This window comes from Lapillicoccus sp. (genome assembly GCF_025353065.1).
Lineage (GTDB): Bacteria > Actinomycetota > Actinomycetes > Actinomycetales > Dermatophilaceae > Lapillicoccus.
In genome coordinates, this window is record NZ_JANXRJ010000037.1 from 1 (window position 1) to 25630 (window position 25630).

At 72.1% G+C, this 25630-nt stretch carries 23 protein-coding genes; 17 read left to right on the plus strand and 6 right to left on the minus strand.

Annotated features, from left to right (window positions below):
• Nucleotides 1-34: 34 nt before the first annotated feature.
• The 4 genes from Q0R63_RS03425 to Q0R63_RS03440 all read left to right on the plus strand — a co-directional run bounded on the left by Q0R63_RS03425 (nucleotide 35) and on the right by Q0R63_RS03440 (nucleotide 2893).
• A complete protein-coding gene (locus tag Q0R63_RS03425; protein ID WP_295694013.1) occupies nucleotides 35-385 on the plus strand; it encodes a metal-sulfur cluster assembly factor in 351 nt (116 codons plus the stop codon).
• A gap of 20 nt (nucleotides 386-405) precedes the next feature.
• Nucleotides 406-1695, plus strand: coding sequence for an O-acetylhomoserine aminocarboxypropyltransferase/cysteine synthase family protein (locus Q0R63_RS03430; protein ID WP_295694016.1), 1290 nt, complete (start codon nucleotides 406-408; stop codon nucleotides 1693-1695).
• A gap of 4 nt (nucleotides 1696-1699) precedes the next feature.
• The gene (locus Q0R63_RS03435) at nucleotides 1700-2197 is read left to right on the plus strand and encodes a CoA-binding protein (RefSeq protein ID WP_295694019.1); all 498 of its coding nucleotides are present in this window, start codon (nucleotides 1700-1702) and stop codon (nucleotides 2195-2197) included.
• 69 nt (nucleotides 2198-2266) lie between these two features.
• Nucleotides 2267-2893 (plus strand): acVLRF1 family peptidyl-tRNA hydrolase, encoded by a 627-nt coding sequence (locus Q0R63_RS03440; RefSeq protein WP_295694021.1) that lies wholly within the window; start codon nucleotides 2267-2269, stop codon nucleotides 2891-2893.
• Nucleotides 2894-2974: 81 nt separating this feature from the next.
• On the opposite strand, the gene Q0R63_RS03445 is transcribed toward Q0R63_RS03440, so the two are convergent.
• From Q0R63_RS03445 to Q0R63_RS03455, 3 genes are all read right to left on the minus strand, one after another.
• The gene (locus Q0R63_RS03445; protein WP_295694024.1) at nucleotides 2975-3946 is read right to left on the minus strand and encodes a neutral zinc metallopeptidase; all 972 of its coding nucleotides are present in this window, start codon (nucleotides 3944-3946) and stop codon (nucleotides 2975-2977) included.
• A gap of 66 nt (nucleotides 3947-4012) precedes the next feature.
• Nucleotides 4013-5071, minus strand: coding sequence for an alanine racemase (locus tag Q0R63_RS03450; protein WP_295694028.1), 1059 nt, complete (start codon nucleotides 5069-5071; stop codon nucleotides 4013-4015).
• 4 nt (nucleotides 5072-5075) lie between these two features.
• Complete coding sequence (locus Q0R63_RS03455; protein WP_295694032.1) at nucleotides 5076-6206, minus strand: peptidoglycan bridge formation glycyltransferase FemA/FemB family protein; 1131 nt, start codon at nucleotides 6204-6206, stop codon at nucleotides 5076-5078.
• A gap of 165 nt (nucleotides 6207-6371) precedes the next feature.
• On the opposite strand from Q0R63_RS03455, the gene Q0R63_RS03460 reads away from it, so the two are divergent.
• The 4 genes from Q0R63_RS03460 (at nucleotide 6372) to Q0R63_RS03475 (ending at nucleotide 10878) form a co-directional block, all read left to right on the plus strand.
• Nucleotides 6372-6719 (plus strand): DoxX family protein, encoded by a 348-nt coding sequence (locus Q0R63_RS03460; protein WP_295694034.1) that lies wholly within the window; start codon nucleotides 6372-6374, stop codon nucleotides 6717-6719.
• A gap of 50 nt (nucleotides 6720-6769) precedes the next feature.
• Complete coding sequence (locus Q0R63_RS03465; protein ID WP_295694037.1) at nucleotides 6770-7549, plus strand: PIG-L deacetylase family protein; 780 nt, start codon at nucleotides 6770-6772, stop codon at nucleotides 7547-7549.
• A 221-nt stretch (nucleotides 7550-7770) separates the two neighbouring features.
• A complete protein-coding gene (locus tag Q0R63_RS03470; RefSeq protein ID WP_295694038.1) occupies nucleotides 7771-8871 on the plus strand; it encodes a MerR family transcriptional regulator in 1101 nt (366 codons plus the stop codon).
• Between the two features lie 408 nt (nucleotides 8872-9279).
• Nucleotides 9280-10878: an ABC-F family ATP-binding cassette domain-containing protein gene (locus tag Q0R63_RS03475; RefSeq protein WP_295694041.1), complete on the plus strand. Its 1599-nt coding sequence runs from the start codon at nucleotides 9280-9282 to the stop codon at nucleotides 10876-10878.
• Nucleotides 10879-10918: 40 nt separating this feature from the next.
• On the opposite strand, the gene Q0R63_RS03480 is transcribed toward Q0R63_RS03475, so the two are convergent.
• Entirely contained in the window at nucleotides 10919-11713 is a 795-nt protein-coding gene (locus tag Q0R63_RS03480; protein WP_295694044.1) for a formate/nitrite transporter family protein, read from the minus strand.
• A 105-nt stretch (nucleotides 11714-11818) separates the two neighbouring features.
• On the opposite strand from Q0R63_RS03480, the gene Q0R63_RS03485 reads away from it, so the two are divergent.
• The 6 genes from Q0R63_RS03485 to cobA all read left to right on the plus strand — a co-directional run bounded on the left by Q0R63_RS03485 (nucleotide 11819) and on the right by cobA (nucleotide 19411).
• On the plus strand, nucleotides 11819-12865 hold the full coding sequence (locus tag Q0R63_RS03485; protein ID WP_295694047.1) for an alcohol dehydrogenase catalytic domain-containing protein: 1047 nt from the start codon (nucleotides 11819-11821) through the stop codon (nucleotides 12863-12865).
• A 155-nt stretch (nucleotides 12866-13020) separates the two neighbouring features.
• Nucleotides 13021-13581: a hypothetical protein gene (locus Q0R63_RS03490; protein WP_295694050.1), complete on the plus strand. Its 561-nt coding sequence runs from the start codon at nucleotides 13021-13023 to the stop codon at nucleotides 13579-13581.
• A gap of 20 nt (nucleotides 13582-13601) precedes the next feature.
• On the plus strand, nucleotides 13602-14507 hold the full coding sequence (locus Q0R63_RS03495; protein ID WP_295694054.1) for a hypothetical protein: 906 nt from the start codon (nucleotides 13602-13604) through the stop codon (nucleotides 14505-14507).
• A gap of 154 nt (nucleotides 14508-14661) precedes the next feature.
• Nucleotides 14662-16377, plus strand: a complete 1716-nt coding sequence (locus Q0R63_RS03500) for a nitrite/sulfite reductase (RefSeq protein ID WP_295694057.1) — start codon at nucleotides 14662-14664, stop codon at nucleotides 16375-16377.
• Between the two features lie 49 nt (nucleotides 16378-16426).
• Entirely contained in the window at nucleotides 16427-17206 is a 780-nt protein-coding gene (locus Q0R63_RS03505) for a phosphoadenylyl-sulfate reductase (RefSeq protein WP_295694058.1), read from the plus strand.
• A 102-nt stretch (nucleotides 17207-17308) separates the two neighbouring features.
• Complete coding sequence (cobA, locus tag Q0R63_RS03510) at nucleotides 17309-19411, plus strand: uroporphyrinogen-III C-methyltransferase (protein WP_295694061.1); 2103 nt, start codon at nucleotides 17309-17311, stop codon at nucleotides 19409-19411.
• A gap of 1 nt (nucleotide 19412) precedes the next feature.
• Here the strand turns inward: cobA and Q0R63_RS03515 are convergent, their stop codons facing one another.
• Together Q0R63_RS03515 and Q0R63_RS03520 are read right to left on the minus strand one after the other, a co-directional pair.
• Nucleotides 19413-21212: a potassium channel protein gene (locus Q0R63_RS03515; RefSeq protein WP_295694065.1), complete on the minus strand. Its 1800-nt coding sequence runs from the start codon at nucleotides 21210-21212 to the stop codon at nucleotides 19413-19415.
• Nucleotides 21213-21292: 80 nt separating this feature from the next.
• Complete coding sequence (locus Q0R63_RS03520) at nucleotides 21293-21877, minus strand: MOSC domain-containing protein (RefSeq protein WP_295694067.1); 585 nt, start codon at nucleotides 21875-21877, stop codon at nucleotides 21293-21295.
• A 135-nt stretch (nucleotides 21878-22012) separates the two neighbouring features.
• On the opposite strand from Q0R63_RS03520, the gene Q0R63_RS03525 reads away from it, so the two are divergent.
• From Q0R63_RS03525 to Q0R63_RS03535, 3 genes are all read left to right on the plus strand, one after another.
• Entirely contained in the window at nucleotides 22013-22876 is an 864-nt protein-coding gene (locus Q0R63_RS03525) for an enoyl-CoA hydratase/isomerase family protein (protein WP_295694070.1), read from the plus strand.
• A 135-nt stretch (nucleotides 22877-23011) separates the two neighbouring features.
• Nucleotides 23012-24886: an ABC transporter ATP-binding protein gene (locus tag Q0R63_RS03530; protein ID WP_295694146.1), complete on the plus strand. Its 1875-nt coding sequence runs from the start codon at nucleotides 23012-23014 to the stop codon at nucleotides 24884-24886.
• Between the two features lie 261 nt (nucleotides 24887-25147).
• Nucleotides 25148-25546 carry a hypothetical protein gene (locus Q0R63_RS03535; protein ID WP_295694072.1) on the plus strand — a complete coding sequence of 133 codons (399 nt, stop codon included), beginning with the start codon at nucleotides 25148-25150 and terminating at the stop codon, nucleotides 25544-25546.
• Nucleotides 25547-25630 lie beyond the last annotated feature (84 nt).

Here is a 25630-nt window from a genome sequence, read left to right on the forward strand (position 1 = left end):
TTCTCGACCCACGCCACACCGAAGGGCTGATCACATGACCGACCTGACCGACACCACCAGCACCAGCTCGGCCCCGCCGGCCAACGTCGCCGACGTCGAGGAAGCGCTGCGCGACGTCGTCGACCCCGAGCTGGGGATCAACGTCGTCGACCTCGGCCTCATCTACGGCATCACCGTCGACTCCGCGTCGCAGGCGATCATCGACATGACGCTGACCTCGGCGGCCTGCCCGCTGACCGACGTGATCGAGGACCAGACCGCGTCGGCGCTCGAGGGCCTGACCAACGGCTTCCGGATCAACTGGGTCTGGATGCCGCCGTGGGGTCCGGACAAGATCTCCGACGACGGCCGCGAGCAGCTGCGCGCCCTCGGCTTCAACCTCTGACGGGCACGCGGGGCACGGGCGTGGGTGACCGCGACTACGGCTTTCGCACGCGCGCGATCCACGCCGGCAACATCCCCGACGCGGTGACCGGTGCGCGGGCGCTGCCGATCTACCAGACGAGCGCGTTCGTCTTCGACGACACGGCCGACGCTGCGGCCCGCTTCGCGCTGCAGAAGTACGGCAACGTCTACAGCCGCCTGTCCAACCCCACGGTCGCCAGCTTCGAGGAGCGGATCGCCTCCCTCGAGGGCGGGCTCGGCGCGGTCGCGACGTCGTCGGGGCTCGGCGCGGAGCTCATCACCTTCGCCGCGCTCGCCGGCGCCGGGGACCACATCGTCGCCAGCGCCTCGCTCTACGGCGGCTCGGTGACGCAGCTCGACGTCACGCTGCGCCGGTTCGGCGTCGAGACGACCTTCGTCACCTCCGGCTCACCCGAGGCGTATGCCGCGGCCGTCACCGACCGCACCAAGCTGCTCTTCGTCGAGAGCATCGCCAACCCCTCCGGGGCCGTCGCCGACCTCGAGGGTCTGGCCGATGTGGCGCGCGCCCACGGCATACCGCTCGTCGTCGACTCGACCGTGGCCACGCCCTTCCTCAACCGTCCGATCGAGTGGGGCGCCGACATCGTCGTGCACTCGGCGACGAAGTTCCTCGGTGGGCACGGCACGACCCTCGGTGGGGTCGTCGTGGAGTCAGGGCGCTTCGACTGGTCCAACGGCCGCTTCCCGCTCTTCACCGAGCCGGTGCCGCACTACGGCGGGCTGACGTGGCACGGCAACTTCGCCGAGTACGCCTTCCTGACGCGGCTGCGCGCCGAGCAGCTGCGCGACATGGGCCCCAGCCTCGCGCCGCACTCGGCGTGGCTGCTGGCGCAGGGCGTCGAGACGCTGCCCTTCCGGATGCAGGCCCACGTCGACAACGCGCGGGTCGTCGCGCAGTGGCTCGACGCCGACCCGCGTGTGGCCGCTGTCAACTGGGCAGGTCTGCCGGCCCATCCTGACCACGAGCGGGCGCTGCGCTACATGCCCGCCGGTCCCGGGTCGGTCTACACGTTCGAGGTGCACGGCGGCCGCTCGGTCGGGCAGACGTTCATCGAGAGCGTCGACCTCGCCTCGCACCTGGCCAACATCGGTGACACCAAGACGCTCGTGATCCACCCGGCCTCGACGACCCACGCGCAGCTCTCGGAGCAGCAGCTGCTCGACGCCGGCGTCGAGCCCGGGCTGGTGCGCATCTCCGTCGGGCTCGAGGACGTCGAGGACATCATCGCCGACCTCGACCAGGCGCTCGCCGCAGCGACGAAAGAGTGAGCCGATGACCGCGCGTGACTGGGTCGGGCCCGGCGCCCGCGAGCGGCTCGACCTCCTGCGGGCCACGAATACCGTTGCGGTCGTTGGCGCGTCGCCCAACCCGGCGCGGGCGTCGTTCTTCGTCGCGACCTACCTGCTGGCCTCGACCGACTACGACACCTACTTCGTCAACCCCATCGCCGCCGCGAAGGGCGAGACGATCCTCGGCCGCGAGATCTACCCCGACCTCGCGTCGCTGCCCGTGGTCCCCGACCTCGTCGACGTCTTCCGCCGGGCGGAGGAGACCCCCGCGCTGGTCGATGAGGCCGCGGCGGTCGGCGCGAAGACCGTGTGGCTGCAGCTCGGCGTCCGGAGCGACGAGGCGGCGGCGAAGGCCGCGGCCGCCGGCCTGTCGGTCGTCATGGACCGCTGCCTGAAGATCGAGCACGCCCGATTCCACGGCGGCCTGCACCTCTTCGGGTTCAACACCGGCCAGATCTCGGCGCGCACGACCCTGCGCTGACGCCGGCTACCGTCGCGTTGACCACGGGGGTCGGTGAGCGACGCGCTCCGCGTGCGGCACGATGGCCCGGTGACTCCCGCCGCAGCAGCATCGCGACCGACCCGCGTCGTGGAGGTGGCACCCGAACGGATCGACCGCTGGGTGGCCGGCTTCGGTGAGCGGCACGACGGCGTCGTGTCCCGCGAGGTCGACGGGCGGGTCGCGTCGGTCGCCGGGGGAGACGGCGCCAGTGCGGTGTTCGAGTGGTTCCCCTACGAGCCGCTGGGTGTGGTCCTCGTGCGGCGCGGCGGGTATGCCGTCGCCCTGGCCCATGCCGGCGCGCTCACGCTGCACAAGGTCGGCACGCGCCACGTCCAGTCGCGGACGGCTGCGGGCGGCTGGTCACAGCAACGTTTCGCCCGTCGCCGCGACAACCAGGCGGACGCGCTCGTCGAGGCGGTCGCGGGGCATGCCCTGCGGGTGCTCCTCGGAGGTGACGAGTCGCCACGGACGGGGGCCCGCGGCATACCGGCCGGGCTGGTGGTCGGGGGCGACCGGACGCTCGCTGCCGCCGTCCTCGCCGAGTCGTCACTGCGGGCGGTGGCCGGCCTGCCGCGGCGTGAGCTGTGGGACATCGGCGACCCGAGGCGCGCGGTCCTCGACGACTGCCTCCGCCGTGGCCGTGCCGTCCGGATCACCCTGACCGACACCCCCTAGAACTCCCCTCTTGCTTCCGGAGTGCCCGTTTCGGCCCGCTGAGGGGTCGGAACGGGCACTCTCGGAGCAAGGAGCGGGGCGTTACTCGACGTTCTGCACCGCGAAGGTGTCGCACTGCGAGAGGGCACCACTGGTGTAGCCGGTGGTGAACCACTTCTGCCGGGCCGCGCTCGAGCCGTGGGTCCAGCTCTCGGGGGTGACCCGGCCCTGGACCGACTTCTGGATCCGGTCGTCGCCGACGGCCGACGCCGCCGACAGGGCCGAGGCGATGTCCTGCTGGGTGACCGGCTCGAGGAAGGGCGTGCCGCTCGCGTCCTTGGTCTCGACCGCGTGGCGCACCCAGGTGCCGGCGAGGCAGTCGGCCATCAGCTCGAGGCGCACGGACCCGGACTGGGCGCCCTGGGGGTCCTGCTGGGCGCGGCCGAGGATGCCGAGGATGTCCTGGATGTGGTGGCCGTACTCGTGGGCCACGACATACTCCTTCGCGAGCTGCCCCCCGTCGGAGCCGAACCGCTGCTGCAGCTCGGCGAAGAAGCTCGAGTCGATGTAGACCAGCTGGTCGAGGGGGCAGTAGAACGGGCCGACCTGGTTGGACGCCGTGCCGCAGGCCGACTGGGTCTGGCCGGAGTAGAGGACCGTGTTGGCGGACTTGTACTGCCGGCCGTAGGTGGGGAGCGCCTGGGCCCAGTAGGCCTGGACGCTGTTGACGGTGGCGATCACGAGGCAGTCGTCGTTGCGGTTGGCGTCCGCCCCGGTCCTGCACCGGGAGAAGCCGGCACCCGACTTCGCGCCGCCGGGGGCCACCTGTGAGGGCTGGAGCGGGCTGCTAGCGCCCGGCTGCGTCACCCCCGGGTCGGTGGTCCCGCTGCCGCCGAGGACGTCGCCTCCGAAGATGAGCACGAGGACGAGGACGATGATCCCGCCGATGCCGCCGCCGACCTGGATGCCGCCGGGGAAGCCCCCGCCCCCGCCCGAGCCGCCACCGAAACCGCCGCCGGAGCTCCCACCGGTCACCTGAGAAGTGTCCAGCCGGACGTTCTCGTTGAAGGCCATGCCTTTCCCTCCTGCGGTAGCTCGTCGGCTCGTCGGTGGCCCAGAGTAGTGCCCTGCCCGGCGCCCCTAGGCGAGGACGACCTCGTCGGCGTGCAGCGTCGTATGCCGCACCCGCACCTCCACCTCGTCGCCCACCACCGGGGGGGTGACCCCCTCGGGCAGGGACAGGAGGCTGACCTGCATGTGCGGCGGTTCGACGAACCACGCTGCGCGACCGGCGATCGTGAACGGCGACCGGACCCGGCCCGCCGCCTCCAGCACGCCCTCCGCGACGGCGATGGCGCGCTGGCGCGGTGTGGTCGCCGCGGAAGGCGCCTCGAGGGCGACCCCGTGCGCGGTGCCCCCGCTGACGACGACGAGGGTCCCGGCGCGCAGCCTGCGCTGCCGGTAGCCGGCGCGATCGCCGCCCGCGACGGCGCGCGCGTCGAGGACGTGGCCCCGGACGGACAGGGCGCCGAGGTCACCGAGCCAGAGGCTGGTGCCGATCCGTGGGCGGACGTCGATCGCCGGGCTGCGGGTCTTGAGGGAGGCCAGCTCACCAGGGGTCGTGTGGGAGAGATACCACCGGGAGACGTCGAAGGCGTCGACCCAACGGGTGACCTCCGCCAGGTGTCCCGCGCCGAGGGGGAGGTGGAGACTCGCACCCGCCAGGTCGACAGCGGCCCCAGCCTCCGAGCTGCAGTGCGCCAGGAGCGCACCCATCCCGTCGAACGGCATACCGAAGCGGTTCATCGAGGCGAGCCCCTCGACGAGCACCCGGGGCCGGCCCCGGTCGGCGACCCGACGACCGAGGTCGGTCGCGTCGGCCGCGGAGACCACGTTGTGGATCAGGGCGTGGTCGCCGAGGTGGGGGAGGTCGGCGTGGAGGACCGCTCGGTAGGGCTCGAGGACGAGGACGTCGCCGGGGTAGGCCGACAACGCGAGTCTTGCCTCGGCATACGTGCCGACCGCGATCTGGCTGACACCGGCCGAGCCGTGCAGCCGGGTGGCCTCGGCGAGCAGGAGGTCAAGGCCGAAGCCGTAGCCGTTGCCCTTGACCACCGGCACGAGGCCGGGATTGGCGCGGATGGTGCGGTCGAGGTGGGCGCGCCAGCGGGCGGCGTCGACGTAGAGAGTGAGGCTCACAGGCTCAGCCCCGCCGCTTCATGTAGAGGCCGAAAGCCCTGTGCAGCAACGTATTCAGTGGGAGGTCCCACTCACCGACATACTCGACCGCCTCGCCGCCGGTCGCCACCTTGAAGCGGATCAGGCCGATGTGCGGGTCGTCCGAGGCGATGGTGTCGGTGATGCCGCGCAGGTCGTAGATCGTGGCGCCGGCGGCAAGGGCTTCGCGCATCATCCGCCACTGGATGGCGGTCGAGCCCTGCACCTCCCGCTTGGCCGCGGTCGAGGCGCCGTAGGAGTACCACGTATGACGGCCGACGCGGACCCATGTCGTCGCGGCCACGACGTCTCCCTCGTGACGGGCGAGATAGAGCCGGATCCGGTCGGGGTCCTCGGCGAGCATCACCTCGAACATCCGCTGGAAGTAGGAGAGCGGGCGGGGGATGAAGTGGTCGCGTTCGGCCGTCTCGGCATACACGCGGTGGAAGTCGGGCAGGTCTGCTGCGCCTGCCTGCTCGACGACGACACCCGCCTTCGCGGCCTTCTTGATGTTGCGCCGCCACAGCTGGTTCATGCCGGTGAGGAGGTCGTCCTCCGACTTGCCGCCGAGGGGGAGCTGGAAGACGAACTGCGGCTGGCCGGCAGAGAACCCGTCCTCCGCGGTGAGGTGCTCGAAGCCGAGGCGCGTGAGCAGGGTGGTCAGCATCGTGCCCGTCTCGTCGGTCTCGTCGGCCGTCACCTGCGTGAGGGAGCGGACGGTGTCGTCGGCGATCGCGGCCTTGATGGTGTCGGTGTGCCAGCGTCGGACCGGCTGCGCAGGACCGATCCGCAGGGTGAAGGCGCCCCTGGCCTTGGCGTGGTCCCGCAGGGTGCGCAGCACGTCGAGCACGTAGGGGCCGGCCCAGCCGCCGTCGGCCGTGACCGGCCCCTCGGGCAGGTAGGCGAGACAACGCTTGACGCGCGGGATCTGCCGGTAGAGCACGAGCGCCGCGGCGACCATCTCCTCGCCCACGAACCACCCCAGCGACTCGCTGATCCAGTCGTTCTTCAGCTGCCCCCACGCCGGGGTCTGCAGGAAGCTCCCCGACCGGGCCGCCACGAAGGACAGGTGCTCCTGCGCGCTGATCGGACGCAGGGTCACGGCGGGGTGGGTCACGAGGGGCGAGGTTACCCGAGGCGCCGACCAAGGTCTCGTCTGCCGCCCGCTCACGGCGGTGCGCCCGACACCCCGGGGTGCCTTGAACCACTGCGAGGCCCGGTCACCGGAAACGGGCGTGCCCCGGATCCGGACCATGGTCCGTTTAGGGGCTAGACTGCCGTCATGTTCACTCTCGCTGCCATCGTCTCGATCGTCCTCGCCGTCGCCATCCTGGGTTCCGGGGCGGCCACCCTCGCCAAGGTCCCGGCCGTGGTCGGCAACATGAATGCGGTCGGCTGGCCCGAGGACCGGTTGTGGGTGCTGGCGGTCCTGAAGATCCTCGGCGGCGTCGGTCTCCTCGTTGGCCTGTGGGTCGCGCCCATCGGCATCGCTGCCGCCATCGGGGTGGCGCTCTACTTCGTCGGGGCGGTCGTCTTCCACGTGCGCGCCAAGGAGTATGCGCTGGCGCCGCCCGTCGTCCTGCTGGTGCTGGCCGTCGCAGCCCTGGTGCTGCGCAGCGCCACCGCCTGACGTCGGGCCGTCCCTCGATCGTTCCCGCCTCGGCTGCTTAGGCTGACGCCATGACCGACACCCCCCGGCAACCCGTCGAACGTCCCACCGCAGTGCTGTGGGGGGAGCCGCTGCCCGACGACGAGGTGGGGCGGGCCCTCGTCGTGGCGGCCCACCCCGATGACGCCGACTTCGGGGCCGCCGGCACCCTCGCCAGCTGGGTCGACGCGGGCATCGAGGTCACGCTGCTGCTCTGCACCCGCGGTGAGCAGGGCGGCTTCGACGACACGCCTCGCTCGGAGATGCCGGCCATCCGCGAGCGGGAGCAGAAGGCGGCCTCGGCGGAGCTCGGCGTCACCGACGTCCGGTTCATCGACGGCTGGAGCGATGGCTGGCTCGTGCCCGCTCCCGAGCTGCAGCGGGCCATCGTCGCCGTCATCCGCGAGGTGCGCCCGCGCCGGGTGCTGTGCCAGTCCCCCGAGCGGATCTACCAGCGCCTCCAGGCCTCCCACCCCGACCACCTGGCGGCCGGCGAGGCGACGGTCCGCGCGGTCTACCCCGCTGCCGAGAACCCCCACGCCTGGCCGGAGCTCGTTGACGAGGGCCTGCCGCCGTGGAAGGTCACCGAGCTGTGGCTGATGGCGCACCGCGAGACGTCGCACGTCGTCGACACCACCGACCGGTTCGAGCGCAAGGTCCGCGCGCTGCAGGCCCACGCCTCCCAGACGTCGCACCTCGGGGACGGCCTCGAGCAGATGCTCCGACAGTGGAACGGGGCCACGGCCGCGGCTGCCGGGCTGCCCGAGGGGCGCCTCGCCGAGGCCTTCGCGGTTACCCGGATCAACCAGTAGCCCGCCGAGCTCGCCCCGGCTCCAGCGGGGACGCAGGACCGGCAGGTGCCCGGTATGTGCCGCCAGTCCGCGGCATACCGGACTCGTGCCCGTTGAGCGTCCCCACCTGCTACCCCCGGACCTGACCCCGACGGGCATACGGTCTGGGGAAAGGCCCGACGCGACCTGTCCTCAGCACGACGGCTTGACCCTCGACCCGGTCGAGGGTCCACAGTGGCGCCATGACAGAGCTGCTGGGGATCGGCGAGCTCGCGCGGGCGAGCGGTCTCACGGTCAGCGCGCTGCGCTTCTACGACCGCGAGGGCGTCCTCGCGCCAGCCGTCGTCGATCCGGCCACGGGCTACCGCCGGTATGCCGCCGCCCAGCTGCGTCTCGCCCGTCTCGTCGCGGGGATGCGCCGGATCGGGGTCCCGCTGGCCGACATCGCCGTCGCCGTGGACCACCTCGGGAGCGGCCCAGACGGGGACGGAGATGTCGCCTCGGTCCGTGGGATCGTCGCCGGCCACGTCGCCCGGCTGGAGGAGGGGTTGGTGGACGCGCGCCGGGAAGCGGGCCGGTTGATGACGCTGCTCGCCGACGCGGGCGACGAGGGCTGTGCGGGCACGACGACGGCGACAGAGGAGTGGGTGGTGGACGGGGTCCAGCTCGTCGCCGTCCTGCTCGCCGTCCGGTTCGCGGTCGGCTCGGACCCGGACTTCCCCGTCCTCCACGGGGTGCTGCTCGAGCTCGACGGGACGACCTGTCGGGCAGTCGCCACCGACCGCTTCCGGATGGCTGTCGCGGACGCTCCGGTCCACCGGAGGACGGAGACCGCGACCACCACTGCCGTGGCCCCGACGACGTGGGTGGGCGAGGTCATCGCGACGAGGCCCACCGGGCGGGTGCGGATCGCTATCTCCCACACAGTGATCCGACTGGAGACAGCATCCGGAGACGTCGTGGAGGAGCGGTTGGTGCCGGGTGACTACCCCGACCACCGTCGTCTCCTCGACCACCTGCAGCACCTCGGCGAGGGGGAAGCGGACGCGAGCGCCCTGGCGACCCTGGTGCGGGCGGCGAGCCCGCGGCATACGGGAGAGGACGGCGCGGACCTCGTCGTCCTCTCCCTGAGCGACGACCGGCTCAGCGTCGACGAGGGACCCGGGGTGGCGGTGCGCCGCGAGTTCCTCCTCGACGCCCTCGATGCGGTGGAGGCCTCGGGACAGCAGCCCGTCCTCCGTCTGGACGGCCCGATCACGCCGTTGGTCATCGCCGGCAGGGGTGGGACCGAGACGACCTGGTCCCTCCTGATGCCGGTGCGGCTCCCGGACAGAGCCGGATGAGCGTCCTCACCCACCCACCGCTGCCGGTTCTGCGGCCACCTCGAGGACCGGCAGGCCGCCCGCGAGCGCGGCTACCAGCCGTGCCCGTGCTGCAACGGCGCCCGATCGAGCCCCGACCCCGACCCCGACCTCGACCCCGAGCTGCACCCGACCTACGCGCTCCCCGGACACCTTCCCGAGCCGCTCTGGGCACCCGGAGCGACCCGCAACGCCGGCACCTCGCACACGACACGGACCTGCGCCTGCGAGCGCTGCCGGGCCGTCGCCCGCGAGGCAGAAGACCCTGACGACGGCGAGGATTCGGCCGCAGCCCGATCGACTGGCAAACTGGGGGAGTCTTTACCTCTGCCGTGACGGCGCACCAATGACGCGAGCACTCCGACGGCCCCACCTGACCGAAGGACCATCGTGATCGTCGCTACCGGGATCGAGCTGCGTGCTGGGTCCCGACTCCTGCTCGACAACGCGACCTTCCGCATCGCCCAGGGCGACCGGGTCGGGCTCGTCGGGCGCAACGGCGCCGGCAAGACGACCCTCACCAAGGTCCTCGCGAGGGAGGCGCAGGCCGCCAAGGGCGACGTGACTTCCTCGGGCGAGGTGGGCTACCTCCCGCAGGACCCGCGAACCGGCGACATGGAGGTGCTCGCCCGCGACCGCATCCTCGCCGCCCGCGGCCTCGACACGATCATCCGCAACCTGCGCGAGACCGAGAAGGCGATGGCCTCCGAGGACGAGGTGGTGCACGAGAAGGCGATGCGGCGTTACAGCCGGCTCGACGACGAGTTCACCGCCCAGGGTGGGTATGCCGCGGAGTCCGAGGCCGCGAGCATCGCGTCCGCCCTCGCGCTCGACGAGCGCATCCTCGACCAGCCGCTGCGCACCCTGTCGGGTGGCCAGCGCCGCCGCGTCGAGCTGTCGCGCATCCTGTTCTCGGGGGCGAGCACCCTGCTCCTCGACGAGCCGACCAACCACCTCGACGCCGACTCGGTCCTCTGGCTGCGGGACTACCTCAAGAGCTACAAGGGCGGCCTCGTGATCATCAGCCACGACGTCGCGATCCTCGACTCGATCGTCAACCGCGTCTTCCACCTCGACGCCAACCGCGCCGAGATGGACATCTACAACATCGGCTGGAAGTCCTACCTCACCCAGCGCGAGACCGACGAGAGGCGCCGCAAGCGCGAGCGCCAGAACGCCGAGAAGAAGGCCGGGGTGCTGATGGCCCAGGCCGACAAGATGCGGGCCAAGGCGACGAAAGCCGTTGCGGCACAGAACATGGCGCGTCGCGCCGAGCGGCTGCTGGCCGGCATCGAGGGGGAGCGGGTCGTCGACAAGGTCGCCAAGCTGCGCTTCCCGGAGCCGGCGCCGTGCGGCAAGACGCCGCTCCGCGCGTCCGGGCTGTCCCGCACCTACGGCTCGCTCGAGGTCTTCGTCGACGTCGACCTCGCGATCGACCGCGGCTCGCGCGTCGTGGTCCTCGGGCTCAACGGTGCCGGCAAGACGACGCTGCTGCGGATGCTCGCCGGGGTCGACGCACCCGACACCGGTCAGGTCGAGCCGGGTCACGGGCTGAAGCTGGGCTACTACGCCCAGGAGCACGAGAACCTCGACATCGAGCGCACCGTCCTCGAGAACATGAAGACCGCGGCCCCGGAGCTCGGCGAGACTGACGTCCGCAAGACGCTCGGCTCGTTCCTCTTCTCCGGCGATGACGTGCTCAAGCCCGCCAAGGTCCTCTCCGGTGGCGAGAAGACCCGGCTCTCCCTGGCGATGCTCGTCGTCTCCTCGGCCAACGTCCTGCTCCTCGACGAGCCCACCAACAACCTCGACCCCGCCTCCCGCGCCGAGATCCTCGGGGCGCTGGGCACCTACAAGGGCGCCGTCGTCCTGGTCAGTCACGACGAGGGCGCCGTCGAGGCGCTCGAGCCCGAGCGGATCCTGCTGCTGCCCGACGGCGTCGAGGACCTCTGGGGTCCCGACTACCTCGACCTCATCTCGCTGGCCTGACGACCGCCCGACGAGCCCGGCGCACGCCCGTGGTCGTGGGTCAGTCGTCCTGGTGCGCTGCGGTCCGGCTCTTCCTGTCCAGGGCGTCCTTGCTGCGGACGATGCGGGTCGCCGTGACCAGCAGGATGCCACCGGCCATGTTGGCGAGCACCACCCACCACTCGAAGCCGAGCCAGTCGAGGTAGGTCACGCCCGACCCGGAGAGGATGGCCCCGAAGAGCAGGAGCGCGTCCAGCACGCTGTGCAGCACCCCGGTGCCGGCCACGACGAAGGCGATGCCCACCGTGGCGGCGACCTTGGCCATCTCGTCGTCGGTGCCGTTGTGCATCCGCGTCATCAGGGTCAGGGCCGCACCGGCCAGGACGGCGAGGGCGAGCGAGCTCCAGGTCGGTCCGGTCGACGCGAAGTGCGCCCCCCGAGTCGCCAGCAGGCCGTGCAGCTCGGGGAAGCCCAGGACGATCAGCCCCATCGCCACCCACCCGCCGACCATGTTCCCGACGAAGGTCCCACCCCAGAGCCGGAGCAGCTGCGGCACCGTGCCCTCCTTGGCGAAGACCGTCGTCACCGGCACGAGGAACCCCTCGGTGAACAGCTCGCTGTGACCCAGCTGCAGCGCGAGGAACCCGACGCTGAAGGCCAGCGCGCCGAGCAGGACGCTGCCGGTCTGGTGCTCCACGACCAAGAGGGCGAGGACGCCGAACGCCAGCTCGCTGCCGCCGACCATTCCGGTCAGGAGCTGCTGGGGGAACGACCGGTGCAGTCGCGGCTTCCCGAGCTCGATGATGCGGTCGACCGCCTCGTCGAGCTCGCCCTCTCTGGTGTCGTGCTCGCTCATGGCCTTGATGTGCCCCACGCGGCCCGATCCGACACCGCTGGACCACACTGGTCGTCACTGACGGAGCCAGGGACGGGTGCGGGCGCGAGGGAAGAGGTGGTCGAGGTGCGGGCGGTGGTCTATCCGACCTATCAGGTGGTGCCGGACCTGATCGAGGTCCCTGACCCGTCCGCGCCGGACGGTGGGGTCGTCGTCGACGTCCTGGCGACCGGGGTATGCCGCTCCGACTGGCACGCGTGGATGGGTCACGACCCCGTGGTGTTGCCGCACGTGCCCGGCCACGAGCTCTCCGGGACAGTGGCCGAGGTGGGCGCCGGTGTCGAGCGGTGGCGGGTCGGCGACCGGGTGACGGTGCCGTTCGTCTGTGGCTGCGGCCGGTGCGACTGGTGCCGCGCCGGCGAGGCGCAGGTGTGCCCCGAGCAGACCCAGCCGGGCTTCACCCACTGGGGGTCGTTCGCCGACCAGGTCGTCCTCCACGCCGTGGACCTCAACCTCGTCGCCCTTCCCGACGCGGTCGATGACGTCGCTGCGGCGTCGTTGGGATGCCGCTTCGCCACGGCATACCGGGGGCTCACCGCGCACGGCGGACTCGCCCCCGAGCAGTGGCTCGCCGTCCACGGAGCCGGCGGGGTCGGCCTCTCCGCGTTGATGATCGGGGTCGCGCTCGGGGCGCGGGTGCTCGTCACGGACCCCGCACCCGCGGCCCGCGCCCTCGCGCTCGAGCTGGGCGCGGAGATCGTCCTCGACCCCGGCGCAGGTGACCGTTCCGCGGACACGGTCGCCGCCATCGTCGAGGCCACCCGCGGGGGGGCCCACGTCGGCGTGGACGCCGTGGGGTCGGCCACCGTCGCCGTCACGTCGGTGTCCTCGCTGCGACGTCGGGGGCGGCACGTGCAGGTCGGGCTGCTCTTCGGCCCGGACGCCACGCCGCCCCTGCCGATGGACCGCGTGGTCGCCCTCGAGCTGTCCGTCCACGGTTCGCACGGGATGGCCGCCCACGACTACCCGCCGCTGCTGGCGATGCTGGCCGACGGGAGCCTGGATCCCGGCCGGCTGGTGACGCGGATCGTCGACCTCGAGGGTGCGGGGGCAGCCCTGAGTCTGATGGGGGCACCGGGCGCGGGGGCCGGAGTGACCATCGTTCGGCCCTGAAACGGCCTGCTCGGAGTTAAACTACGTGCAGCGTCCGCGGTGCACCTCCTCGACTTGCGTACCATCCGAGGGAACGCCGGGGCCGTGGAGGGCGCCGCACTGAAGATCCGGGGGAGCGCCCTTCCCCGTCGCAGCAGGAGGGTAGGGGGATGGCGGTGACGGCTCGACGCCCCGACGGCGTCCTCATGACGGTCGCGCTGGCCAGCGCGCTGGTGCTCACGGCCTGCTCGGGCACGGGCGGCTCGACGCTCCCGGCCTACAGCGGCACGTCTGCCGCCTCCTCGGGCGCGTCCTCGGGCGGGACCTCCGCGGTCACCGGCTCCCCGGACGACCAGGCAGTGGTTGCGGCGCTGAACGCCTACACGACCGCGGTCGACACCTTCGCCGGCGGTCGTGCGCTCGACATGACCGCCCTTCGCAAGGTCGCTGCCGAGCCGTTCGCAACGCAGATCGGCAAGAACCTCGTGACCACCCAGGGCGCCGGCTACAAGGTCCTGGGCAAGACGGTGGTCACGGTGAAGACGGCGACCGTCACGGGCGGCGTGGCGAGTATCACCGCGTGCCTCGACGCCACGTCGGTGTACGCCGTGACGGCGACGGCGACCTCCACAGCAGGCGCCCAGCCGGGCGAGGCAACAACATCGACCTTCACGCTCACCCGGGCCTCGGGCGCGTGGCTGGTCTCGGGAGTCAAGGCGGTCGGCCCATGTCACTAAGGAGATGTTCGGTGCGAAGCGTGGTGCGAGTAGTCGTGGTGGCGATGTTGGGGCTGGTCTGTGCTGTCGCGCTGCCGGTGGGGTCGGCATCAGCAGACCCGGCCTGTCTCATCCGGGTGCCGCACTTCGACCCGTCGACGGGCCAGCTCGTCTACGTGTGTACGAAGTGGGGGCCGGGCACCCCGGGTGGTCCTGGAGGACCGGGAGCACCGGGTCCCGGCCCGGGCGGGCCCACTACCCCTCTGTGTCAGCTGGATGCCGGCTACACCTACTGCCAGAGCGCCACCAGCGAGTGCTACGACGGGCCCTGGATCGCGCCGGTCCTCGCCCCACCGGGCACGCAGCCACCCGGTTCGACCGCGATGATCCGCTACTGCCTCAAGCCCGGGACCTTCGGCCCGCCGGTTCCGACGCCGTTCTGGTCGGGTGGTACGGCGGGTCCGCCCCCACCACCACCCCTGCCGGTGCAGGCCGCCGACGCGATCGGCAAGCTCGGCCTGCCGCACGGTGCGCTGGCGTTCAACCCCTCGACCCGCACCCTCGTCGACCTGCCGACGTGGCTGTGGATGTCGGGCCTCGGAGGAGAGCGGCGTGGGTCGTCCGCGTTCGGGCTGGTCGCCATCGCCACGCCCGACCACATCCAGTTCACCCCCGGGGACGGGTCGGCCGGCCTGAGCTGCCCCTGGGTCACCTCGGCGGCCCAGGCGTCGAGCCAGTGCACCTACGCCTATCAGATGTCCTCCGTCCACGGGTCCGCCTCGGTCGACGGCCAGCCCGCGTTCGCGGCCACGGCGACGCCGGTCTGGAAGCTGACCTTCGTCAATGCGGGAGCACCGGTGGTCATCCCTGGCTTCGGTCCCTTCATCTCCGGACCGACGGCGACCGCCGCGATCCCCGTTGCCGAGGTCCAGGCCATCACCCAGTAGGGGGATCCCGCCCGCTCCCGCCACGGCAGCCCGCAAGGTCCTATTTCCTGCTGATCCAGTAGGGCTCTGTGCGTCCTCATGCATATAACCCAGCGCATCGGTTCAGATAATGGACAGTTATGCGAGGGGGAAGAATCCGGCGCAAACTGACAACGTGTCCTCGACGTCCACCCGCGCACCCCTCACCTCCCCAGCAGCGCCCGCGGCCGGCCGCCCCCAGCGGCAGGCCGGCAAGGCGACAGGCGCCTGGGCCGACGGCGACCGGACCCCGCTGAACCACAACGAGGCCATCAAGGCGGAGGACGACGGTCTCAACGTCCGCCGGCGGATCATCGAGACCTACTCCCGTGAGGGTTTCGACAGCATCATCGACGACGACCTGCGCGGCCGGATGCGCTGGTGGGGGCTCTACACCCAGCGCAAGCCCGGCATCGACGGGGGCAGGACCGCGACGCTCGACCCCAGCGAGCTCGACGACGAGTACTTCATGTTGCGCATCCGCAGCGACGGCGGCGCCCTCTCGGGTGAGCAGCTGCGCACGATCGCCGGCATCAGCACCGAGTTCGCCCGTGGCACCGCCGACGTCACCGACCGCCAGAACATCCAGCTCCACTGGATCCGGATCCAGGACGTCCCCGAGATCTGGGACCGGCTCGAGGCCGTCCGGCTGATGACCACCGAGGCCTGCGGCGACACGCCCCGCGTCATCCTCGGCTCGCCCGTCGCCGGTGTCGCCGCGGACGAGATAATCGACGGCACACCGGCGCTCGAGGCGATCCGCGACCGCTACATCGGCGACCCGGAGTTCTCCAACCTGCCGCGCAAGTTCAAGACCGCGATCTCCGGCAGCCCGAGCCTCGACGTCACCCACGAGGCCAACGACATCTCCTTCGTCGGTGTCGTGCACCCCGAGCACGGCCCCGGCTTCGACGTCTGGGTCGGCGGCGGCCTCTCCACCAACCCGATCTTCGCTCAGCGGCTCGGCGCCTGGGTGCCCCTCGAGGAGGTGCCCGAGGTCTGGAAGGGCGTCGTCTCGATCTTCCGCGACCACGGCTACCGGCGGCTGCGCAACAAGGCGCGGCTGAAGTTCCTGATGGCGCAGTGGGGCCCAGAGAAGTTCCGCGAGGTGCTCGAGCGCGACTACCTCGGACGCACCCTCCTCGACGGCCCACCGCCCGCCGATCCCGGCGACCTCCGCCGTGACCACGTCGGCGTGCACCGCCAGAAGGACGGCCGCCACTGGGTGGGAGTCGCCCCCGTCGCGGGCCGGATCAGCGGGGACACCCTCGTGCGCCTGGCCGACATCGCCACCACCCACGGCTCCGGCCGCGTGCGTCTCACCGCCCAGCAGAAGCTCCTCGTCCTCGACGTTCCTGCCGACGAGGTCGCCCCACTCACCGCCGCCCTCGAGGAGATCGGCCTGACGAGCAGCCCGAGCGAGTTCCGTCGCGGCGTGCTGGCCTGCACGGGCATCGAGTTCTGCAAGCTCGCCCTCGTCGAGACCAAGGCACGCGCCCGGACGGTCGTCGAGGAGCTCGAGAAGCGGCTGCCCGGGTTCGACGCACCCTTCACCCTCCACGTCAACGGCTGCCCCAACTCCTGCGCCCGCTTCCAGGTCGCGGACGTCGGTCTCAAGGGCCTGATCATGCAGGACGACGACGGCCAGGACGTCGAGGGCTTCCAGGTCCACCTCGGCGGCAGCATCGGCGCCGACGCCCAGCTCGCGCGCAAGACCCGTCAGCTGCGGGTCACCGCCGACGCGTTGCCCGACTACGTCGAGCGCCTCGGCGCCCGCTACCTCGACCAGCGCGAGGACGGTGAGCGGTTCGCCACCTGGGCCCGCCGCGTCGACGAGGACGAGCTGCGATGACGTCCCGACCAGCCGTGCCCAGCCGTCCGTCGACCCGAGGAGGAACCCCGTGACCGCCACGATCACCCGCGGTGCTGGCCGGCTGAGCGACGACCGGTGCCGGTCGGAGACGCTGCGGGCGCTCGTCGCCGAGGGCACCGAGATCGTCGGTGACCTGGGGCCGGGACGTGAGCCCGCGGCATACGAGGATCGGGTCGAGATGGCCCGCCGCGCCCTGCGCTGGGCCCACGAGACCTTCGGCGAGGCCCTCACCGTCGCGAGCTCGATGGGCGACACCGTCATGGCCCACCTCGCCGGGACGACGATCCCCGGCGTCGACGTGTTCTTCCTCGACACCGGCTACCACTTCGCAGAGACGATCGGCACCCGCGACGCCTACGCGGTGATGATGCCCGTCAACGTCCGCACCATGCTGCCGCTACTCAGCGTCAAGCAGCAGGACGTCGAGTTCGGTCCTCAGCTGCACGACCGCGATCCCGACCTCTGCTGCCAGATGCGCAAGGTGGAGCCCTTGTCGCGGGCGCTGAAGGGTCGTCAGGCCTGGGTCAGTGGGCTGCGCCGCGACGAGTCCGACACCCGCGCGCAGACACCGGTCGTCGCCTACGACGAGAAGCGCGAGATGGTGAAGGTCAACCCCCTCGCCGCCTGGAGCCACGACGACGTGCAGCGCTTCATCGACGAGGAGGGTGTCTTCGAGAACCCCCTCAAGTCCGAGGGCTACGCCTCCATCGGCTGCGGTCCCTGCACGCGGGCCATCGCCCCGGGCGAGGACGAGCGCGCCGGTCGGTGGGCGGGACGGTCCAAGACCGAGTGCGGTCTGCACACCTGACCCGCCCATCCCGTATGCCGGGTCGGCGCCTCACCGCGATGCTCTCCCTTGCGAGAGGGTGACGACATACGGCAGAAACGTAGGTCCCACAGAATGTCTGTCATGCCCGAAGCCTTGCCGGACCGTCCCCCTCACGTGGTGCCCGACCGGGCGCCTGAACAGGCCCGCCCCGACTACCCGCTCGCGCTGGACCTCAACGGTCGCCGGGTCCTGGTCGTCGGGGGCGGCCCGGTGGCGGCCCGCCGGGCGCGGGGTCTGCTGGATGCCGGTGCCCGGGTCGACGTCGTCGCGCCGGAGCTCGGTCCGGAGATGACCATCCTCGTGTCGGAGGGTGCGGTGCGCTGGTCACCCGTGGCGTTCCGCGTCGCCGATCTCGTCCTCCCGGAACCGGCTTGGCTCGTCCACACCGCGACCGGCGTCCCCGACGTGGACGCCGAGGTGATGCGTGCGGCCGACGCCCAGCGCGTCTGGTGCGTCCGCGCCGACCTCGCGTCGGCCTCGAGCGCCTGGACACCAGCGGTCTCGCGCGGCGCCGTCGGGAGCCCCGCCGAGGGCCTGACCGTCGCCGTCACGGGCGGGGGAGACCCACGCCGCGCGGTGGCCGTCCGCGACGCGATCGCCGCCGGCCTCGAGAGCGGCAGCCTCCCGGTTCGACGGTTGCGTCCCGTCTCGCATCCCAGTTCCGTTGCGCCCGTTGACCCCCCGAGGATCGGCCGGGTGTGGCTCGTCGGCGGCGGACCCGGTGACGCCGACCTCATCACCGTTCGCGGGCGGACGGTGCTGGCCGCGGCCGACGTCGTCGTCGCCGACCGGCTCGGTCCGCGCTCCCTCCTCGACGACCTCGGCCCCGACGTCGAGGTCATCGACGTCGGCAAGACCCCAGGTCACCACCCCATCAGCCAGGAACGGATCAACGAGCTCATCGTCGAGCACGCCCTCGCGGGGCGTGACGTCGTGCGGCTCAAGGGCGGTGACCCGTTCGTCCTCGGCCGCGGCGGCGAGGAGGCATTGCACTGCCTCGCGAACGGCGTCCCCGTCGAGGTCGTCCCCGGGGTGACCTCGGCGATCTCCGTGCCGGCCGCGGCCGGCATCCCCGTCACCCAGCGCGGCATCACCGCGTCGTTCGTCGTCGCCTCCGCCCACGAGGGCGCGGGGGCCGCGCTCGAAGCCCTGCGGGACGCACCGGTCTCCTCGACCCTCGTCCTCCTGATGGGCATCACGACGCTGCGCGAGACCGCGGAGCAGCTGATGGCGGCGGGTCGCTCACCGAGCACCCCGGTCGCCTTCGTCGAGTCGGGGTGGACCGACGACCAGCGCACGACGGTGACGACCCTCGAGAAGGCTGCCGACGTGGCCGAGCAGGAGGCCGTGCAGGCGCCGGCCATCATCGTCATCGGCGAGGTCGTCTCGATGCACGCGCAGCTCGGCGACCTCCGGGGGAGCCGGGGGAGCCGGGGACGCCGGGGACGCCAGGGCCTCCAGGGCCTCCAGGGCCGTGCGTCGCCCGACCTGCGCGAGGTCGTCCTGCTCGCCCACGGGTCGCCCGACCCCCGGCACGCAGTGGGTGTCGCCGCGGTCGTCGACCACGTCCGCCGGCTGGCACCCTCCCGGGGCATCCACACGGCATACCTCGACCACCACCCGCCGTCGGCGACCGACGTCGCGGGTCGCTTGACCGGCGGGGTGCTTGTCCCGCTGCTGCTCACCCGCGCCACCCACGTCCGGGGCGACGTGCCGGTCGCGGCCGCGGAGATGACCGCCCTCGGCCACGGCGCGTATGCGGTCGCCGGCGCCCTCGGCCCCGACGAGCTCCTCTTCGTCGCCTGCGAGGAGCTATTGGCCGCAGGCAAGTTCGCGCGCGACGAGCGCACGGCGGTCATCCTCTACGCGGGTGGGTCCTCCGACCGCGAGGCGATCGCGGCGATCGGCGCGGCTGCGGCGGCCCGGGCCGGGCGCGGCTGGGGCCCCTGGACGGTGGCCGCTCTCGCGGGCGGCGACACCCTGGCCGAGGTCGTCGAGCGGCTGCACGCCGACCCGGCCGTCGACCGGGTCCTCGTGCTGTCCTACATGATCGCCGACGGGGTCCTGCGCGACCGGATGGTCGCCCAGGCTCAGCAGGTCGGGGTCGAGTTCGTGCCGGGCACCCTGAGCGAGACCGACGCCCTCGCCGAGCTGGTCCTCGTGCGGGCCGCCGGCGCCCGTTGACTCATCCCGCGGAGGCCGCCGGCGCCAGGACGTCGGCACGCAGCAGGGCCAGCAGCTCCTCGTACGGCCCGATGAGGTGTGCCGCGTCGCCGGCCGCGAAGCGCGTGTCCCGCCGCGGGGGGTGCTCGGCACTGCCGTCCGCCCGCACGAGGGAGACGACCCGTGTGCGGGCGGAGAGCTCCCGCATCGCCGTCCCCTCCAGACCACCGCCGGGCCGCACGTCGAGCCGGGCGACCAGCAGCGGCCGGTCGCCGACGTAGAAGGTGTCGATGACGTCGAGCCCGAGCGCCGCGCCGACGAACCACGGCGCGGCCAGCGCCGCTGGGGACCGGACGTAGCGGAAGTCGAAGCTGCCCTCCACCGTCGCCGCCAGCCGGCTGTCGAAGAGCCGGAGGACGACGGGCACCTCGTCCCACCGCGCGCCGAGCAGGTCGCGCACGGCGAGTCCGGTCTCGATGTTGACGAGGTCGTCGGAGGTCATCACCGCGACGGCCCGGGCTCGTTCGAGGTGCAGCTCGGCCCACGTGGCCGGCGCGGTGGCGTCGGCGAACTCGACGGGGATCCTGGCTGACCGCAGCTCACCGAGGAACCGGTTGTGGCTATCGCGCTCGACGACGACGACGTCGACTCCTTTGTCGCGCAACCGTTCTGCCACGGCGATCCCGATCGAACCCAGCCCGACCAGGACGACGTGGTCGTCCAGACCGGTGATCCGGCGGCGGCCGAGCGTCTCCTCGATCCGCCGTCCGATGAGCGCGTTGGTGAGCAGTGCGAAGAAGACGGTGGCGAGAGTCGCGCCGAGGACCATGAGGCAGATCGCCCACAGCCGCAGCCACCACTGCTGCTCGCGGAAGGAGAAGTCGCCGTAGCCGACGGTGCCGATCGTCTCGACCGTGAAGTAGAGCGCGTCGAGCGGAGACATCCGCCCTGCCGCGTCCTGATAGCCCACGAGGAGGACGGTGACGGACATGGCGGTGAGTGCGGCCAAGGCGATGAGCGCGGCCTTGACGCGTCGGTCGACGCCACCGATCAGCTGACGTAGCAACGGGTTCGACCGGACGCGCTGGGGCCGTGGAGCACGGGCGCCGACGAAGACCTCGGTGTCGGGCGCGACCCTCGACGGGCGGTCGACGAGTCCTGCGCGGTCGAGGTCGGCCGCCGTGCCGAGCACGACGACGACGTCGCCCGCCACCACCGCGACGTCGCGACCCGGGGTCATCTCGACCTGGGCGCCGCCGCGCCGGACGACGGCGATCGGGGCGAGGTCGCCGTAGAGGTCCCGCAGGGTGCCGTCCTGCCGACACTCGGCCTCGACGACGGCGAACTCCTGTCGTCCGAGCATCACGTTCCACCGCCCGGTGCCCAGACACGACTCGACGATGGACGGGGCGGCCAGCCCTGCGACATCGAGGACGGCGACGCCGATGCCCTGGAGCGCCCGCCCGACCGCAGCGTTGCGCAGCTGGACGACGACCCGCAGACCGGGCTGGAGCTCGCGCGCGAGCAAGGCCGTCGCGAGGGTGTGCAGGTCATCGCTCTCCACGCAGATGAGTGCCGTCGCGCCGGCCAGCCCGGCGGCCTCCAGGGTCTCGGGCGCCCGGGAGTCAGCGGCGAGATACGGCACGCCGCTTCCCTCGAGGACGCGGACGAGCCGCGGGTCCGGGCTGTCGTCGACGACGACGACGGACACGCCGCTCTGGTGGAGCTGCTCGACGACCCGCAGCCCCTCGCCGTGGAGCCCGCAGACGACCACGTGCCCCGTCCACGAGGCGACGACAGCGACGTCGGGGGAGAGAGGCACCCGCCAAGGATGGGGCCGCGAGGCCGGTCGCAGGTTCCGGACGTGTTAACGCGAGGCCATCCGCGAGCGGCCCCAGGACCTCAGACCGGCCGGAGCGCCTGGTGCGGCTCGACGGGTGGTGTCACCCGGATGGCGTCACCGGGGCGGACCCTGCCGCCGACCAGCACGACCGCCATGACCCCGGCGCGGCGGACGAGGTCGCCCGTGTCGTCCCGCCCGACCGCGAGTCGCAGCAGCCCGTGCTGGAAGTCGTCGATCTGCTGGCACGGGTTGCGCAGTCCGGTGACGCGGACGACGGCCTCGTCGCCGAGGTGGACGAGGGTGTCCGTGGGGAGGGCGAGGAGGTCGATGCCCGAGGTGAGGACGTTCTCGCCGAGGTCGCCGGGCGCCACGACGAAGCCCAGCGCGCGGGCCCCGTCGAGGAACTCGCCTGCGACGAGGTGGACCTGGCGCAGGTTGGGCTGCGACGGGTCGCGCGCCACCCGGGACCGGTGCTGGACGGTGACCCCGAGGTGCGCGTCGCCGGCCACGCCCAGCCCGACGAGCAGTTCGATCGACTCGCGGGGCGCCTTGCTGAAGCGGTGCTCGTCGTCCGCACTCACCGCGACGACCCGGTATGCCGCTGGCCCCGGCGAGGGGGCGGGCGAAGGGGTGGGCTGCGGCACGTCACCGACGATACCCGGAGCCCGAACCCCCCGGATCGGGGTGAGAACGCGTCATCGACGACGCGTTCCCACCCCAATCTGGGGGCGGGCGGGCGCCCTGCCCCTCGTGTCCGACCTCCCTTGTAGCCTCCACGGATGAGCGCCGCACCTGCTGACCCCGCCGCACCTGCTGACCCCGCCACACCTGCCGACCTCGGACCTTCTGGTGCCCAGCCCTCTGACGCCGAATCCTCCGTGCACCCGTTCCTGCGCGTCGAGCGGGCCGGCGAGGTCCAGACCGTGACCCTCACCAACCCCGCGAAGCGCAACGCCCAGACGCCGTCCCTCTGGCGGGCCCTGGCCCAGGTCGCCGCCTCCACGCCCGCCCACATCCGGGTCGTCGTCCTGCGCGGCGAGGGCCAGAGCTTCTCGGCCGGTTTGGACCGCCAGATGCTCCTCCCGGGTGGCGTGGCCGGAGAGCCGGACATGATGTCCGTGGCGGCCGCGTCCACCGGGGCCATGGAAGAGCTCATCGAGGACTTCCAGGGCGGGTTCACCGCCTGGGCGCAGCTGCCGGCCGTGGTGGTCGCCGCGGTGCAGGGCCACGCGATCGGCGCCGGCTTCCAGCTCGCGCTCGCGGCCGACCTTCGGGTCGTCGCCGACGACGTGCAGCTCGCGATGCGTGAGACGGCGCTGGGCATGGTGCCCGACCTCGGCGGCACGGGACCCCTCGTCCACCTCGTGGGCTACTCGCGGGCGCTGGAGATCTGTGCGACCGGCCGGTTCGTCGGCGCGCAGGAGGCCGTGGCGATCGGCCTCGCCTCGGCGGCGGTGCCCGCCGACCAGCTCGAGGCCGCCACCGCCGACCTCGTCGCCGCGCTCGTCGCCACCCCGAGGGAGGCCCTGAGAGCGCTGAAACCCTTGCTCCGCAAGGCCGGCGATGCTCCTGTGGCCGACCAGCTCGCCGAGGAGCGCCGGGTCAACGCCGGTCTGATCGCGGCCTTGGCGGAAGGCCGCTGACGGCGGTCGGTAGCCGCCCGGCATACGGCACGGTGGAATAGGGGTGACGGTCCGGGGCGTTGCCCGGCCTGCGGACAAGACGACGAGTCATGGGATGACGAGCCCGAGGAGGCAGCGGCGGTGAGCAGCAACTGGATGATGATGCGGTCCCTTTCACGCGACTCGTCGGTCGCCGCGAAGCCGCTCGCGGCGGGCACCTCGCGCCGGGTCGCGGGCTACGCACGGCCCTACCTGCGTCCCCTCGTCGGCTTCCTCGTCATCGTCATCGTCGATGCGGTCGTCCTCGTCGCCTCCCCCCTGCTGCTGCGCGACATCGTCGACCTCGGGGTGACGCGCAAGGACTCCGGCGTCGTCGTCCGGCTGGCGCTCGTCGTGGCTTTGCTCTCCGTCGTCGACGCCGGTCTGACGGTGTGGCAGCGGTGGTACTCCGCCCGCATCGGGGAAGGCCTCATCTACGACCTGCGCGCCCAGGTCTTCTCCCACGTCCTGCGCCAGCCCATCGCCTTCTTCACCCGCGCCCAGACCGGCTCGCTCGTCAGCCGGCTCAACAGCGACGTCATCGGTGCCCAGGCCGCCTTCACCACGGTGCTGTCGAGTGTCGTGAGCAACGCCGTCTCGCTCGTGCTCATCGTCATCGCGATGGCCTCGCTGTCGTGGCAGCTGACCCTCGGCGCCCTGGTCCTGGTGCCCTTCTTCATCATCCCGGCCCGGGTGATGGGCAAGCGCCTGGCCGGGCTGTCCAACATGCAGATGAACCTCAACGCCGACATGGGCACCCGGATGACCGAGCGCTTCAACGTCGCCGGCGCCCTGCTGGTCAAGCTGTTCGGCAACCCGCACCGCGAGGACGAGGAGTATGCCGTGCGGGCCGCCGCCGTCCGCGACAGCGGCGTGCGGATCGCGATGAACCGCACCGTCTTCCTCGTGGGCCTCTCGCTCGTCGCCTCGCTGGCGACGGCGATGGTCTACGGGTTCGGCGGGGTGATGGCCGTCAACGGCACGCTCACCATCGGCACCCTCCTCGCCCTGGCCGCGTTGCTCGCGCGGCTCTACGCCCCGCTCACCGCCCTGTCCAACGTCCGGGTCGACATCATGACGGCGCTCGTGTCGTTCGCCCGGGTCTTCGAGGTCCTCGACCTCGAGCCGCTCGTGCAGGAGGCCCCGGACGCCACCGACCTGCCCGACGAGCCTCTCGAGGTCCAGCTCAAGCACGTCGCGTTCCGCTACCCCTCGGCCGACGAGGTCTCGCTGGCCTCCCTCGAGGCGCCCGGCACCGGGGACCGCGGGGCCGGTGACCTCGTGCTGCACGACATCAGCTTCACGGCACACCCCGGCCAGCTCGTCGCCCTCGTCGGGCCCAGCGGCGCCGGGAAGACGACGATCACCTCGCTCGTCTCCCGCCTCGCCGACCCGACGGCAGGTGCTGTGCTCGTCGGAGGCCGCAACCTGCGCGACGTGTCGATGCAGTCGCTGCACGACTCGGTCGGCGTCGTCACCCAGGACGCCCACCTCTTCCACGACACGATCCGCGCCAACCTCGCCTACGCCCGGCCGGAGGCGACGGAGGAGCAGATGTGGGACGCCCTGCGCGCCGCCCAGGTCTCCCAGCTCGTGGAAACGCTCCCCGGTGGTCTCGACACGGTCGTCGGCGACCGGGGCCACCGCCTCTCGGGCGGCGAGAAGCAGCGTCTCGCGATCGCCCGGCTGCTCCTCAAGGGCCCGCGCGTCGTCGTCCTCGACGAGGCGACCGCCCACCTCGACTCGGAGTCCGAGGTGGCCGTCCAGCGGGCTCTCGACGCCGCCCTGGCCGGCCGGACGTCGATCGTCATCGCCCACCGTCTTTCGACCGTCCGCGGCGCCGACCAGATCCTGGTCGTCGAGCACGGCCGGATCATCGAGCGGGGCACGCACACCGAGCTGCTCGCGCGACGCGGCCTCTACGCCGACCTCTACGAGACCCAGTTCGCCTCCGACGTGGCCCGGGTGGACGAGCTCGCGCTCGACCGCTGAGGACGCGACGAGACCTCAGGCGCTCGATCTCGAGGACTGCGACCTCAAGGACTGCGACCTCACACACGGCGGCCTCACACACGACGGCCTCACACACGGCGGCCTCACACACCCTGATCCTGCTCGAGCCCGTCAGCTGCGCCGAGGTCCAGCCGGGTGGGAGGTACTACGACCATCGCCGCATGGTCCTGCGCCCATGGGGGACGCGAGGGTTCTCTTACCGGGACGGGCCGTCCGTCCCTCCTCACCTGGGAGCTCCTCATGCGCACCACCCTCGTCACCACCAGCGCCGCCGCACTCGCCCTCGGGCTGCTCACGCTCGCCGTCCCGACCGCTTCGGCCCAGGGCGGTGGCGGCGTCGTCCGCGCGTCGGGCAGCTGCAGCGCGTCCACCGACTGGAAGCTCAAGGCCAAGCCCGCCGACAGCCGCCTCGAGATCGAGTTCCAGGTGGACTCCAACGTCTCGGGTCAGACCTGGGCCGTGAAGATCGCCGACAACGGGGCTCGCGTCTTCGCCGGCACCCGGATGACGGCAGGCCCCAGCGGGTCGTTCTCCGTCGACCGCAAGATCGCCGACCGGGCGGGAGCCGACACGCTGGTCGCGACGGCCATGAACGCCATGACGGGGGAGACCTGCCGCGGGAGCCTGATGCTGGGCTGAAGCGCTAGATCAGGAGCCCGGGACCCGTGTGTCCGCTCGTTGCGTCGGCAACGACCGGGCGCGCGGGCCTCGTCATTGTCGGTC